The sequence below is a fragment of the Arthrobacter globiformis genome (assembly GCF_030818015.1).
GTDB lineage: Bacteria > Actinomycetota > Actinomycetes > Actinomycetales > Micrococcaceae > Arthrobacter > Arthrobacter globiformis_C.
In genome coordinates, this window is record NZ_JAUSZX010000001.1 from 4,158,621 (window position 1) to 4,170,717 (window position 12,097).

At 66.0% G+C, this 12,097-nt stretch carries 18 protein-coding genes; 14 read left to right on the top strand and 4 right to left on the bottom strand.

Features of this window, described 5'->3' with window-relative positions; all coding sequences use genetic code 11:
• Positions 1 to 2: 2 nt before the first annotated feature.
• The 8 genes from QFZ23_RS19450 to QFZ23_RS19485 all read left to right on the top strand — a co-directional run bounded on the left by QFZ23_RS19450 (position 3) and on the right by QFZ23_RS19485 (position 3,530).
• A complete protein-coding gene (locus QFZ23_RS19450) occupies positions 3 to 428 on the top strand; it encodes a MarR family winged helix-turn-helix transcriptional regulator (protein WP_306925451.1) in 426 nt (141 codons plus the stop codon).
• A gap of 13 nt (positions 429 to 441) precedes the next feature.
• Positions 442 to 648: a hypothetical protein gene (locus QFZ23_RS19455; protein ID WP_373427903.1), complete on the top strand. Its 207-nt coding sequence runs from the start codon at positions 442 to 444 to the stop codon at positions 646 to 648.
• A gap of 98 nt (positions 649 to 746) precedes the next feature.
• Positions 747 to 1,139, top strand: a complete 393-nt coding sequence (locus tag QFZ23_RS19460) for a hypothetical protein (RefSeq protein WP_306925453.1) — start codon at positions 747 to 749, stop codon at positions 1,137 to 1,139.
• A gap of 427 nt (positions 1,140 to 1,566) precedes the next feature.
• Positions 1,567 to 1,824: a CDGSH iron-sulfur domain-containing protein gene (locus QFZ23_RS19465; RefSeq protein WP_306925455.1), complete on the top strand. Its 258-nt coding sequence runs from the start codon at positions 1,567 to 1,569 to the stop codon at positions 1,822 to 1,824.
• A gap of 88 nt (positions 1,825 to 1,912) precedes the next feature.
• Positions 1,913 to 2,128: a hypothetical protein gene (locus QFZ23_RS19470; RefSeq protein ID WP_306925457.1), complete on the top strand. Its 216-nt coding sequence runs from the start codon at positions 1,913 to 1,915 to the stop codon at positions 2,126 to 2,128.
• A 73-nt stretch (positions 2,129 to 2,201) separates the two neighbouring features.
• On the top strand, positions 2,202 to 2,351 hold the full coding sequence (locus QFZ23_RS19475; RefSeq protein WP_306925459.1) for a hypothetical protein: 150 nt from the start codon (positions 2,202 to 2,204) through the stop codon (positions 2,349 to 2,351).
• A complete protein-coding gene (locus QFZ23_RS19480; RefSeq protein ID WP_306925461.1) occupies positions 2,338 to 2,763 on the top strand; it encodes a hypothetical protein in 426 nt (141 codons plus the stop codon). The genes QFZ23_RS19475 and QFZ23_RS19480 overlap by 14 nt, the downstream gene beginning before the upstream one ends.
• 92 nt (positions 2,764 to 2,855) lie before the next feature.
• A complete protein-coding gene (locus QFZ23_RS19485) occupies positions 2,856 to 3,530 on the top strand; it encodes a DUF6766 family protein (RefSeq protein ID WP_306925463.1) in 675 nt (224 codons plus the stop codon).
• Between the two features lie 66 nt (positions 3,531 to 3,596).
• Here QFZ23_RS19485 and QFZ23_RS19490 read toward each other — a convergent pair whose 3' ends face one another.
• A complete protein-coding gene (locus tag QFZ23_RS19490; RefSeq protein WP_306925464.1) occupies positions 3,597 to 3,884 on the bottom strand; it encodes a DUF6221 family protein in 288 nt (95 codons plus the stop codon).
• A gap of 75 nt (positions 3,885 to 3,959) precedes the next feature.
• Complete coding sequence (locus QFZ23_RS19495) at positions 3,960 to 4,523, bottom strand: universal stress protein (protein WP_306925466.1); 564 nt, start codon at positions 4,521 to 4,523, stop codon at positions 3,960 to 3,962.
• 94 nt (positions 4,524 to 4,617) lie between these two features.
• Here QFZ23_RS19495 and QFZ23_RS19500 point away from each other — a divergent pair, with 94 nt between their 5' ends.
• Positions 4,618 to 5,088 carry a hypothetical protein gene (locus QFZ23_RS19500; protein WP_306925468.1) on the top strand — a complete coding sequence of 157 codons (471 nt, stop codon included), beginning with the start codon at positions 4,618 to 4,620 and terminating at the stop codon, positions 5,086 to 5,088.
• On the opposite strand, the gene QFZ23_RS19505 is transcribed toward QFZ23_RS19500, so the two are convergent.
• Positions 5,025 to 6,140 carry an alkaline phosphatase family protein gene (locus QFZ23_RS19505; protein WP_306925469.1) on the bottom strand — a complete coding sequence of 372 codons (1,116 nt, stop codon included), beginning with the start codon at positions 6,138 to 6,140 and terminating at the stop codon, positions 5,025 to 5,027. The genes QFZ23_RS19500 and QFZ23_RS19505 overlap by 64 nt on opposite strands.
• A gap of 200 nt (positions 6,141 to 6,340) precedes the next feature.
• Here QFZ23_RS19505 and QFZ23_RS19510 point away from each other — a divergent pair, with 200 nt between their 5' ends.
• The 5 genes from QFZ23_RS19510 (at position 6,341) to QFZ23_RS19530 (ending at position 10,430) form a co-directional block, all read left to right on the top strand.
• Entirely contained in the window at positions 6,341 to 6,964 is a 624-nt protein-coding gene (locus QFZ23_RS19510) for an arsenate reductase/protein-tyrosine-phosphatase family protein (RefSeq protein WP_306925470.1), read from the top strand.
• A gap of 53 nt (positions 6,965 to 7,017) precedes the next feature.
• Positions 7,018 to 8,115, top strand: coding sequence for an LCP family protein (locus QFZ23_RS19515; protein ID WP_306925471.1), 1,098 nt, complete (start codon positions 7,018 to 7,020; stop codon positions 8,113 to 8,115).
• Positions 8,116 to 8,162: 47 nt separating this feature from the next.
• Positions 8,163 to 8,327, top strand: coding sequence for a hypothetical protein (locus tag QFZ23_RS19520; protein ID WP_306925472.1), 165 nt, complete (start codon positions 8,163 to 8,165; stop codon positions 8,325 to 8,327).
• Between the two features lie 362 nt (positions 8,328 to 8,689).
• Positions 8,690 to 9,448, top strand: a complete 759-nt coding sequence (locus tag QFZ23_RS19525) for a histidine phosphatase family protein (RefSeq protein ID WP_306925474.1) — start codon at positions 8,690 to 8,692, stop codon at positions 9,446 to 9,448.
• Positions 9,432 to 10,430: an ADP-dependent NAD(P)H-hydrate dehydratase gene (locus QFZ23_RS19530; RefSeq protein ID WP_306925476.1), complete on the top strand. Its 999-nt coding sequence runs from the start codon at positions 9,432 to 9,434 to the stop codon at positions 10,428 to 10,430. Before QFZ23_RS19525 ends, QFZ23_RS19530 begins: the two co-directional genes overlap by 17 nt.
• A gap of 106 nt (positions 10,431 to 10,536) precedes the next feature.
• On the opposite strand, the gene QFZ23_RS19535 is transcribed toward QFZ23_RS19530, so the two are convergent.
• Positions 10,537 to 11,955, bottom strand: coding sequence for an ABC transporter substrate-binding protein (locus QFZ23_RS19535; protein WP_306925479.1), 1,419 nt, complete (start codon positions 11,953 to 11,955; stop codon positions 10,537 to 10,539).
• Between the last annotated feature and the right edge of the window lie 142 nt (positions 11,956 to 12,097).

A 12,097-nucleotide genomic window follows, 5' to 3' on the forward strand; every position in this document is an offset into this window, starting at 1 on the left:
GCATGAGCCTGGCTCATTCGACAGGACCTGAAAGCTGGCCAACGCACCGGCTCCTCAGCATCGCTGCCCGTCTGAATGAGCTGCGGATCAACCGCAACCTCATGCATCTGGGCCTGACCAAGGGGTCCCTGGACGTCCTGGAGTCGGTCGCGGAGCTCGAACCGGTAACGGTCTCGGACCTGGCCACCCTGCTCTGCGTCAGCAAACAAAGCCTGGGCAGGGTGGTCCGCCGCCTTCAGGGACTTGGGTTGCTGAGCAGGGAACGCAGCGGCGACCGGCGCTATTCGGACATACGGGTTACGCACCAAGGCCGTAAGGTGCTGGCCACAGCCGAGGCACTCGTCCAGCGACTGACGCAGAACAAATCGGATATCGAACCTGCGCTGCACCACGATCTGGAACGCTACATCCGGGACCTCCGGATGTAGCGTTCCCGATACAGTGAAACTCACCGATGACATCCTCAACGATGACGACATCCAGCTCGCACTGTTTTGCCTTTACGAGCTGCACTATGGAGGCATTGAGGGCGTGGACGACGCCTGGGAATGGGAGCCCGGACTGATCGCGCTCCGCCGGCTGCTCGGGTCCCCTTCGAACGGGCCCTGCGCTCTGCCGCTCCTGTGGCTGCAGGACCCTCGCGGGTAGAGGGCCGCCCTTGCCATCGATGCCCGCCTCACCGAGCACATCGTGGAAGCCTGGGAGGACGGAAGGTCCTCATTGCGGACGACCCTCCCTGAAGCCGCGTGAGCGAGGATCCGGGACCCGGGCCGGACACCGAATACATTCTGCCTGTGCGCTGGACGGACGATGCCGGGCTGGAGGAACTCGTCGACTACCTCCGGGAGCTATGCGCTTGGACAAGAGTCACCGTTGTGGACGGCTCCCCGACAGAACTGTTCACCCGGCACCGGGCCCTGTTTCCGCCGCCGGTCCGGCATATTCCCCCGGCGACGGGGAGCGGCGGAAACGGCAAGGTGGCAGGTGTGCTGACAGCGGCTCGCGTAGGTGACGCGGAGAGGCTTGTCATCGCCGACGACGACGTCCGCTACACACGCGGCCAGCTGGCCGTTGCCTTCGCCGGACTCGACGACGCCGAGGTGGTCCGCCCGCAGAATTTCTTCACGCCGCTGCCCTGACACGCGCGCTGGGACACCGCCCGGTCACTGATCAACAGGGCCCTCCGACGACTTCGCCCAGCCCATCCGGTTGTGCGCAGAACTCGCCCTATTGCCCGTCCTCGCGGCGGTGCCCGCGCACCGGCGAGTAGCGCGCATGCCGGCGCTCCTCGCGCTGGCCGGCACCGCCGTCGCCATAGCGGAAGCGGGAGGAGGCGCGACGGCGGGACGGCCGCCTTTCCGGCGGACACCGCTCTGTTCGCGCCGCTGTGGGTCCTGGAACGGGCAGTATGCATCTGGGTGGCCCTGGCTCTGCGCGCCCGCGGCGGGGCTCCCGATTCAGGCACCAGGCTGAAGATCGCGGCCACTTCCATGGCCACGCTCCGGCTCAAGCACCAAGGCAAAATCCGTCAGCCCCATTCCACCCAGCCAGAACGGAGCAATTTTCGTGAATCGTGCCCCTCAGCATCCGGCAGGCCCCAGCTCGGTGGTGCTCTGCCCCGACGGCCCGATCCTCATCCGCGGAGACTTTGAAATCGGCACTCCGTCAGGGGATCCGGTCCCCCGCCAAAGAACCACGGTTGCCCTCTGCCGGTGCGGCGCCTCGGCGATCAAACCCTACTGCGACGGCACCCACAAGCTGATCAACTTCCGCACCGGTGCCCCGGACGCGGCCGGCGGGTGTAGTTCCGGCTCGTGGTTATGATGGGAAGCACCTGCCGAAGGCATCCCTGCACGAGGATGACAACGACCCTGATGACATGTGAGGCCTGCCTGTGACGCGGAAGCACCGAATGGCAGGGGAACTGCCCGAGATCTTCGCGCCGGTCATGGGCCTCCTGCTCACGGAACCAGTGGTTGACCGGGCGGTAGCCAATATCGCACGGGCGGCCCACGAAAGCCTGGCTGGCAGCGTCGGCGCCGGCTGCACGCTGATCGATACCCACGGCAGGCCCACGACCACAGCTTCCACGAACAGCATCGTGAAGCATGCTGGTGGTCCATCTTGACGGCGCCAGTCACACAGACTAAACAATAAGTAGCCTTAGTAATTGCTGTCGTCCTGCACGAGGAGGAACTGCCTTGAGTGACAAGCCTGGTAACGCGACACCGAACACCCCCGCGTTCAAAACGCTTGACGAGCGCCGCCTCAATCTCATCTACAAGGAACAGCGTCCTAACGGAACGTCCAACTTCTTCCTGCTAGAAAACCCGGAACGTGAAGACGCCTAGGGCCCTCAGGGGCCTGAGGCTGGGGATCCCCGCCCTGCTCGCGCTTACTGGTGGCGTCCTTTCGGGGTGTGCTGCTGACGGAACGGAGGCCGCACAGGCAGCGGCAGCGTTCCACCGGGACGTGGCCAGCTCCGACATGACGGCGGCCTGCTCGCTGCTGCAGTCCGAGACACGGGAGGAGACGGCCCGGTCCAGTGACGCCGGCACTTGCGAAAGTCAGTTGGAAAAGGCGAAAATCCCGGACGCGGGGAAGCTGTTGAGCACCGAGCAGTTCGGCCGTGACGCCTTCGTCGAGTTCGAGCACGACACCGTCTTCCTGGCCGCCTCCAACGCGGGCTGGAGAATCACAGGCGCAGGCTGCACCCCCAAAGGGGAAGAAGCGCCGTACACCTGCGAAGTAGGAGGCAAATAGCATGCGCTGGACCTTCGCCCTGTATCTCATACTGATCTTCGGCGGACTGGCCTACATGGTCGCCGTCGGGCTCGTCAGGGGATAGGCGGGCCGTGAAAAAAGCACTCAGAAACAACGGCCTCAGCCTCTTCTTTGGCCTCATCTTCCTCCTGGCCCTCCTGGGCCAGGCGCTCACCGGCCATGCCCTCTTCAATGAGGAGCAGGTAGCCTCCGGGCTGGAGGAAATCAGCCTCGGACAGTACCTGACGTCGTCGAACTTCGCCGTGGACGTCTCGGAAAACTGGCAGTCCGAGTACCTGCAGTTCCTGCTGTATATCTTCGCCACGATCTGGCTGGTCCAGAAGGGGTCCCCCGAGTCCAAGGAACTCAACGAGCCCGGCCCGGAGTCGGACAGGGAACAGCTCGTGGGCGAGTTCAGCAACGCCAAGTCGCCGAAGTGGGCCCGCGTTTCAGGCTGGCGGCGGACCCTCTACTCCAACTCGCTGGGGCTGACGATGGGGCTGATCTTCCTCCTGTCCTGGCTGGCCCAGTCCATTGCCGGAAACAGCAACTACAACCAGGAGCAGATCAAGAACTTCCAGCAGCCCGTCAGCTGGGCGGAGTACATCGTCTCGCCGGAGTTCTGGAACCGCACCCTGCAGAACTGGCAGTCCGAGTTCCTCGCCGTCGGTTCCATGGTTGTCCTGTCGATCTACCTGCGCCAGCGCGGCTCACCCGAATCCAAGCCCGTGGGCTCGGCGCACGACGACACGGGCACTACCGGCTAGCGCCGGTTCGAGCGCCAGGCTCGGGCGGCGCCACGGGCGCCGGCACCCGCCGTCGACGGCCAAGCCCTACAGCCCGTCGACCTCCCAGCCTTCCTGGTAGTCGGGGTGGTCCTTGTAGACGGCGGCAAGGGACATCAGGACGTATTCGCTCGTGGCGCCGATCGCGGTGGCAACATCCGTGACTAACGGAACGTTTCCCAGGATCTTCCGTTTGGCCGCGCATTCTGAAAGTACGCGCCCGGGATTGAACCAGCCGACGGCGGGTCCCGCCGTTCCTTCCGTCTCCAGTCCCTGCCGGGCATCCGCCTCGTCCTCGGCGATTCGCGCTTCCAGAAAATCGATCAGGTCGGCCATATAAAGTCCCTCGCATTCATCTTGTATGGGTGGATGGTGTCCGTGGTCTGGACCGTCTGTGGCGCCGGAATAGCGTCAGGTTTCCTCCTTCGGGCGGTGCCGTCTCTCCGGGGCGAGCGGAACAACGACCACCGGCCGGGTCTGCCGGTGCGTGAGGTGGACGGCCACCGAGCCAAGCAACAGCTGCTCCAACCGCGCGCCCACCCTTCCTTCGCGGGTGCCCACCACGATGACCGAGGCATCCGCCGAATCGGCCAGCCGGCCCAAGGCGCGCGCGGGTTCCCCGACAAGGGTCAGGAGCGACCAGCGAATCCCGGCCTTGCCGAGGAGAGCCTGCAGGTGTTCCCTGAGATGGGCGCTGGTCTGCTCGACGTCGTCGACGGTTCCGTCCTGGCCTGCCGACTGCAGAAGGTCCTGGTCGTCCCGCTCATTGCTCAGGTATGAGGTGATGTCCACATAGGCGCAGATGAGCTTGACGTTCAGGGAGTAAGCCAACCGGGCGGCATTTTGCACGACGGCCGGGGGCTGCCCTGGCACGACGCCAACCACCACCGGACCGGCTATCCGCTGGGGAACGAATTCGCCCTCCCGGTTCGGGAGCCCGGCCTTCTTCGCCGGCTCATTCATGAGTGCTGCCATTCCACGCTGTCCTTACGGCAGATCGGGGTGACTCTCACTGTCAGCCTACTAGGACCCGCTGGCACCGGCGGGCAACCTGGTGGAGGATGGGCGCATGGCGGAACGTAGACGTCGCAATCAGTTTGCTGTTGCCGGCTGGCTCTTCGGCTCCGTCAGTGTTGTCCTGGGCCTGGTCATCCACGGCGTGTCTGGGCATCCCGTGCCTGCGGCGCCGATCGTCGTCGCCACCGCCGCACTGCTCAGCCTGGCCGGCGCAGTCGTCACCCGGATCGGTGTTCCGAACTGGGCCCTGCTGGTACTGGCCGGTGTGGGACAGCAGGCCATTCACTGGGCTTTCGCATTCTTCTCAGATCCGCTGGCCACCACCCTGGACGGTCACGGACATGCCGCCGCCGCGCAGTTCAACGGCCCCGGTCTGCTGCTGGCCGGCGTGCCAACCCAGCCGCTGCACGTGCTGCTGTACGCGCACGTAGCGGCGGCGCTGCTGACATCTCTGCTGGTTCAGCGGCTGAAAACATCTGACCCGAAGCGGTTCAGCCCGGGCGCGGCCGCGTACCCGAGGTAGGGCAGGCCAAAGACGTCCTCGATGCTGGCCAGCAGGCTGTAGTGGTTGTACAAGCGGTCCGAGGTTGTGCCTGCTCTGGCCAGCGGTGACAGCACCAGCGTCCCAGTCAGTCCGCCGGCCGCTCCCCCAGGCAGTGCGGCACCCGCGCTTTCCTTCCCCTCCGCCTCGTCGAAGGTGATGACCAGCATCCCGTCCTGCTTGTACGCCGGGGAGGCCATAATTTCCGGGACATGCTTGCGGAGCCATACATCGGCCGAGACCAGGCCGCCCTCCCGCCCGTCAACGCACGGGCTGTCGTGCCCGTCGTTGCACAGGTTCGGGCTGATGTATGACAGGTTCGGTGTGGTTGCCACGGTTTTGAGGTCGGCGTGGAGGTTGGAGAAGTCGACGTCGTTGGCCTGGCACTCGGGCGACGATGTGATCCCGGCGAAGTACACGAACGGGTTGTGCCGGGTGGCGTACTGGTCGCCCTCCTGCGCTGCATGGTCAGAATCCCTAGCGCCCGCCTCCGGATGGCGGCACGGGATGCCCATGTCCTCCATGTACCCTTTCCAGGTCTTGCCGGCCGCGCTCAGCTGGCCGGCAAGCGTCTGCACCGACTCGGGGTACACACAGCCCCTGCCCTGCGCCTGGCCCAACGATGCTGTGCCGCTCGAGTCAAACGCCTCATAGTCCGGGCAGTCGCCTTTGGTGACGGGGTTCGGGCCCTGCCCCGATATCTGGGCGATGTAGTTGGGAAGCGAGGCATGCCCGATTGCGTAGTACCGGCTCAGCAGCACGCCCTGCGGACGCAGGGTCTGGGACAGGTACTCTGCGTCGGACTGGTCGTTCCAGACATCCCGGAAGGACTTGTTCTCCAGGTTGATCACGAACACGTGTCCCGGCTTTGCCGCCGCTGTGGGCGAGGGCGACGGTCCAGTTCCGCAGGCAGCGAGACCCGTGAGGGCCACCGCCACCAGCGCAGCCGCGAGAAGCTTCCGGCCAGCCGGCCGGCGCCGGTGCCACCCGTGGAGGTCCCTGGAGTGCCAGCCGTGAATCGGAGCAGCTCTCATTGGATCCTGCCTTCTGCAGCAATGTCGGTTCGCGGTCCCGGCTCCATGCTGGCATCCCTATCCCGGCAGAAGCATGAAGGAAAGCTGGGAGTTGGTTGGCAGGGCACACCGTGCTCCTGACGGAACGCCGGGCGGCTCACATGTTAAGTTGAATCGGTGGGACAGACCTGTCCTGCACACCAGCCTGAGAGAGCCAATACGTGGAATCGCCTTCGCCAGTCCGAATCCTGACCGTCTGCACGGGCAACATTTGCCGTTCCCCCGTGGCTGAACGCCTGCTCCAGGCAGGTCTGGACCAAGTGCTTCCGGGCGGCTTCGAGGTGCGCAGCGCCGGAACCCGCGCCCTGGTGGGCGACCCCGTCCAGCCGCTCTCCGCGGACATCATCCGCACCTTCGGCGGCACGGCGGAGGGCTTCGCGGCACGCCAACTGTCGGGCAAGATCCTTCGGAACGTGGACTTGGTCCTCACCATGACCTCCGGACACCGGGGCGAGGTGCTCCAGCTGGATGCCTCCCTGCTGAAGCGCACCTTCACCATCCGCGAGTTTGCCAGGATGCTCAATGTTCTGGAGGAGCGTGAAGGGCATGCCCCTCAGGGCGCGGGCCTCAACGGTGAACGGCTCGCGGCCAACACCAAGCTCTGGCGCAGGCTTCCCGCCCGGGCCGCGTCGGTCCGGCACCTCGCGCTGGCCCCCGATGCCGCGGACAACGACGTCGTGGACCCCTACCGCCGCAGCGCCGATTACTACCGGCAGATGGAGGACGAACTGGCCCCGGCGATCATCTCTATCCTGCGTTTCGCCCGGCTGAACGCCCCCTCTTAAACCGGGCGGCCGCCGTCGTTCTCACGAGCGGCTTTTGGTGGTACGGTCCGATCATGAAATCCCGGAACAGCCCGGGAGCCGGGGGCAACGGCGACCCCGCTCCAGGCGCCAATGGCGGCGCCAAACCCAAGCGGACCATACGCAACGTAGTTTTGGCAGGGCTGCTCGGGGTTGCCCTGGCGGCCGGCGGCTTCCTGTTCAGCCTGGCGCAGATCTGGAATACCCAGACCGCCAAGACGGAGATCACCGCGGCCGCAGAGAGCCCCACACAGACCGCAACCACCAAGCCCTCGCCCACCAAGAAGCCGGCGCCCAAACCGGTGAAGCCGCCACCGGCGCCCACGCTGCCCATGAACATCCTGCTGATCGGCAGCGACCACCGCAAGGGAGATGCCCCGGCGCCGAACGGCCTGCCGAACCAGCGCGCGGACGTCCTCATGCTGGTGCATCTTTCGGCCGACGGGAAGCACGCCTACGGCATCTCGCTCATGCGCGACCTCTGGGTTCCGATCCCCGGGTACGGCGAAGCCAAGATCAACGCCTCGCTCGAGCAGGGCGGCATGCCGCTTGCCGTGAAGACCGTGGAGTCCCTGTTCGGGCAGAAGATCCAGCACGCCGTCATGATCGACTTCGAAGGTTTCAGGGGCATCACCGAGGCACTCGGCGGCGTGGACGTCAACAATCCGGAGGCCTTCACCTCCACGCACGACACGCACCAGCATTTCCCCGCCGGAGTGAACCGGCTCAAGGGCCAGCGTGCCCTCGAGTTCGTCCGCGAGCGCTACACGTTTGTTGACGGCGACTACCGCCGGGTCGCGAACCAGCAGCTGTTCCTGCGTTCCACCCTGGCCAAGCTGCTCTCCGCCCGCACGCTGACCAACCCGGTGACGCTGTACAAGCTGGTCAACACGGCGTCGAAGTACATCACCGTGGATAAGGGGCTGAACGCGACCGCGCTGGCCAGCCTCGTGTACAGCCTGCGGAATGTCCGGATGCAGGACGCGGTGTTCTTCACGCTTCCGACGGCAGGATTTGGGACCAGCACCGACGGACAGTCAATTATCCTCCCGGACTACGGCGCCGCCGCCGCTGTCGGCGCCGCCCTGGGGCAGGACCGGCTGGGGCAGTACGCCGCGACGCTGGGGAAGTGATGTTCTAGAAGTGATGTTCTAGAAGTGACGATCGTGAGGGATAGCCAGTGAAAAAACTGATCTGGATCATCGCCGTTGTTGCGGTGCTGTTTTTCATCGCGGGCGTAACCATCAAGGCGGTGGCCTTCCTGCTGTGGGTGGCGCCTTTCCTCCTGCTGGCGGCCCTGCTGGCGTTCTTCCTCAACCGCTCGGGCGGCAAACGCATCCCCTGACGCTTCCTCACATCCCGTCGCCCTCCCCCAAACGCTTCCTCACATCCTGCGGGAAAAACGCCGACCCTCCTTCAGATTTTGCAGGTTTTGGGTCAACGCTTCCGCACAGATAACAGAGCAGGTTCCCTTTTGGCTGCAGGAATTGAGGAAGCGTAGCAAAGAAGGCCGCGAAAGCTGAGGAAGCATCCCAAAAAAGGCGACGAAAGCTGAGGAAGCGTGCGGGGTGGTGCCGCGGGTGATTACTCTGCTGCCATTCCGGGTACGGCACTAGTAACGTGAAAATTCGCACGCCTAGGCTGAACGGGAGCGCAATCGTGGGACAGAACGGAACCTCCGCTGACGGAACGCACAAGGATGCCCCAGTGCCCGCTGCGTGGACAGCCGGCGCCGTGGAACTCATCCTGATCCGGCACGGCGAGAGCCAGGGCAACGTGGCCGCCACCGATGCCACGATTTCCGGCGCCGAGGTGATCGCGGTCCCGGCCCGTGATGCCGACGTCGAGCTTTCCTCCACGGGGCGGGAGCAGGTGACTGCCCTGGGCCGCGCACTGGCGGCGGTTCCCGAGGACCGGCGGCCCGACGTCGTTATCTCCTCCCCATACATGCGCGCCTACCAGACGGCAGAGATCGCCGTAGAGACGGCGGGCTGGCCCGTCCCCGTCCGCTCGGACGAGCGTCTCCGCGACCGTGAGCTGGGCATCCTGGACATGCTGACCGCCTTTGGTGTGGAAACCCGGCTTCCCCAGGAGGCAGAACGACGGCGGTGGCTGGGCAAGTTCTATTACCGTCCGCCGGGCGGGGAATCGTGGGCGGACGTGGCGCTGCGGCTCCGTTCCGTGATCGGGGAACTGAACGTGCTGGGCAGCGGCCACCGGGTGATGCTGGTGTGCCACGACGCCGTCGTCATGCTGTTCCGCTACATCCTTGAGGGCATGTCCGAACGGGAGCTCCTGGACGTGGCGGCCAGCACTCCGATCCTGAACGCCTCGCTGACCCGCTATGTCCGGCCGGAGGGAGCGGGCCCGTGGACGCTGGAGAGCTTCAACGTGGCCGACCACCTTATGGAGCAGGGCGTCGAAGTGACCGAACACGCCGGGGACGCCAATGTCCACCCGCGCTGAGCCCGCTGACACTGCCGCCACGGACTCCGCCAACACTCCCGCCACCCTGATCACGCCGACGCTCCTGCGCAGCTGGCCGCTGCCCTCCGCGGGGTCCGACAAGTACTCCCGCGGCGCGGTGCTGGTCATCGGCGGCGGCCGGCGCACTCCGGGTGCTGCCTTGCTCGCCGGTACGGCCGCACTTCGCGCCGGAGCTGGCCGGGTGACCTTGGCTGTGGCGGAGTCAGTGGCCGTCCAGCTGGCCGTGACGCTGCCGGAAGCGGGAGTGATCGGTCTGCCTCAGTCCGCAGGCGGTTCCGTGGGTGGCGCGGGGCTCGAAAACCTTCTCGGGGACTTTGATGCTGCTGATGCCGTGCTGATCGGCCCGGGGCTGGACGACATCGGGCAGACCGAGGCGCTGCTCCGCGGGCTGCTGCGGCATGATTCCTCCAAGGGTCCGGGTCAGAACGCTGGTCCGGCGGTGGTGCTCGATGCCTACGCCTTGGGTGCCCTCCCCCAACTGGCTGATGAGCTGGAACCTTGGGCGCGCCGGCTGATTCTCACGCCGAACCCCGCTGAGGCCGCGATCCTGCTGGGCCGGGACACCGGGGACTTGGCGGCCGACGTCGTCGAACTCGCCGGAAAGTACCGCGCGGTGGTGAGCTGCCAGGGCATGATTGCCGGGCCACCCGCCGTCAGCAACCCCGACGGCGGTTCTCCCGACGGCGGCGCGTCCGCCGCTGATTTCCCGGCTACCGGAGACCATTGGGAAATCACCACTGGCTACGGCGGGCTGGGAACTTCCGGCAGCGGTGACATTCTTGCCGGCGCCATCGCAGGGCTTCGGGCTCGAGGCACGAGCGACGCCCAGGCCGCCTGCTGGGGCACTCACCTGCACGCCGCTGCCGGCGACCGGCTCGCCAGCCGGGTGGGTAGCCTCGGCTACCTGGCGCGGGAACTGGCCGACGAACTGCCGCCCCTCATGATGGAACTGGCCACGTAGGTGGGGCTGGCTGGGCCGCCTGGGGTTTCGCGCTCCCCACCCGGCCCCTAACCTCGCCAGCTCGGCGAGGGAACCCGGCGGTCGGGGCTCCGGCTCAACCAGCGGCTCACTTCGGCGACTTCAAGATGGACCGGAGCGACGCGGCAGCCTTGGTGGCTGCGGCTTGCGGCTGGGCCCGGCCCGCTGCAACGTCGCTGACGGCCTTGCCGATGGGCAACTCGGCCATCGCAGCGCCGGCCAGGTCGTCGTGGCCCTGGATAATCCCCCAGTGCTTCAGGTCGTTCGACCCCTGCAGCAGGGTGGAGAGAACATCCTCGGCATAAACGCTGCCGAGCCGCTCGGTCCTGCCCGCTGCCACGGGGGTGGACATCCAGGCATCCGCATACTCGGCCGGGTTGGCGGTGCTGCCCGAACGCACAGGAACGCGCTCCTCCGGGGCAATCGCGAGCCAGTCGGCATAGCCGTCAGTCAGGAAGTACTCCACGAAGCGGCGGGCAGGTTCGGCGTCTGAATCAGCCGTTACGGTCCACGAGTTCACTTCACCGAAGTGCGCCGGCCGGTGACCGTCCGGCCCCTGGAGGCCAGCCACCACTCCGGTGTTCCGCGCCAGGAACAGCGGATCCTTGGTGCATTCGGGGCAGCTGGGCCGCGCATCGGTCCGCGTGCCGGCCAGTTCATCCAGCATGTCCGTCGGCCAGACGGCCATGGCGGCCTTGCCGGCGAAGTAGGCCGACCGCACTGTATCAATGTCTTGTATGCCGGGCACGGAATAGTTTTTGAGCAGGTCGCGGTAGAACCCGAGCGCCGTCACACACTGGAAGCTGTCGAACGTAATGCCTCCCTGGGCATCCATCATCTCGCAGCCGTTTCCCAGCCCAATGTGCTCAAAGGACTGCTGTGTGAACGCCTGGCCAGCCTTGTTGGCCGCGACAATGCCCGCCAGCTCCGGGGAATCCAGTTTCCTGGCCGCGGCAACGATGTCCGCGTACGTCCGCGGCGCACTCAACCCTGCCATGGCGAAGAGGTCCTTGCGGTAATAGATCAGGTGATGCCTGGCGGAGCCCGGAACGGCCAGCTGCTGGCCGTTGTCGCTCGTCAGTTCGAGCGCCCGGGCGGCCCACGTCTGCTCCCCGAGGCTTTGCACGATGGCCGCGTTGGTCTTGTAGTCGATGTGGCCGGAGGCCGCCAGGGTCCGGACCTGCCCCAGCGACAGGGAAGCCATCACGTCCGGAAGGTCGCCGGAGGCGGCCGATGACGTCAGGACCTGGTTGAAGCGGTGCGGAGGAACACCCACGAGGTCAGCCTTCACTCCAGTGGCAGCGGTGAAATCCTCGATCAAGACGCGAAGCTTGGCCATGCGGTCCGGAAGCGTCTCGGTAGTCCAGACAGTGATGTTGTGGTGGTCGGTGTCAGGGGCGGGTGGGGGTGGTTGACCATTGCCGGGAGTGCAGGACACCAGAAGGGCGGCCGCCAAGGACACCGCCGCTAGAAGGCCCGCCCTGACTTGGCCTCTGGTCCTATTCACCTGGCGCTCCTGCCACACCGTGTCCGCAGTACGGACGCACGCGGGGCGTCAAACCCCGCGTACAACTAGGAGACCTGTGTGACAAGCGTAACTAATTGGCGCCCGGCTGTCAGCAGGCCGTGTTGTCAGCAGGGCCCGGCTG

Excerpts from the sequence above, each read along its gene's own strand:
- QFZ23_RS19450 (WP_306925451.1), top strand. The coding sequence starts at position 3 with ATGAGCCTGGCTCATTCGACAGGACCTGAAAGCTGGCCAACGCACCGG.
- QFZ23_RS19470 (WP_306925457.1), top strand. The coding sequence starts at position 1,913 with ATGGCAGGGGAACTGCCCGAGATCTTCGCGCCGGTCATGGGCCTCCTG.
- QFZ23_RS19490 (WP_306925464.1), bottom strand. The coding sequence starts at position 3,884 with ATGGCCGACCTGATCGATTTTCTGGAAGCGCGAATCGCCGAGGACGAG.
- QFZ23_RS19495 (WP_306925466.1), bottom strand. The coding sequence starts at position 4,523 with ATGGCAGCACTCATGAATGAGCCGGCGAAGAAGGCCGGGCTCCCGAAC.
- QFZ23_RS19500 (WP_306925468.1), top strand. The coding sequence starts at position 4,618 with ATGGCGGAACGTAGACGTCGCAATCAGTTTGCTGTTGCCGGCTGGCTC.
- QFZ23_RS19505 (WP_306925469.1), bottom strand. The coding sequence starts at position 6,140 with ATGAGAGCTGCTCCGATTCACGGCTGGCACTCCAGGGACCTCCACGGG.
- QFZ23_RS19515 (WP_306925471.1), top strand. The coding sequence starts at position 7,018 with ATGAAATCCCGGAACAGCCCGGGAGCCGGGGGCAACGGCGACCCCGCT.
- QFZ23_RS19530 (WP_306925476.1), top strand. The coding sequence starts at position 9,432 with ATGTCCACCCGCGCTGAGCCCGCTGACACTGCCGCCACGGACTCCGCC.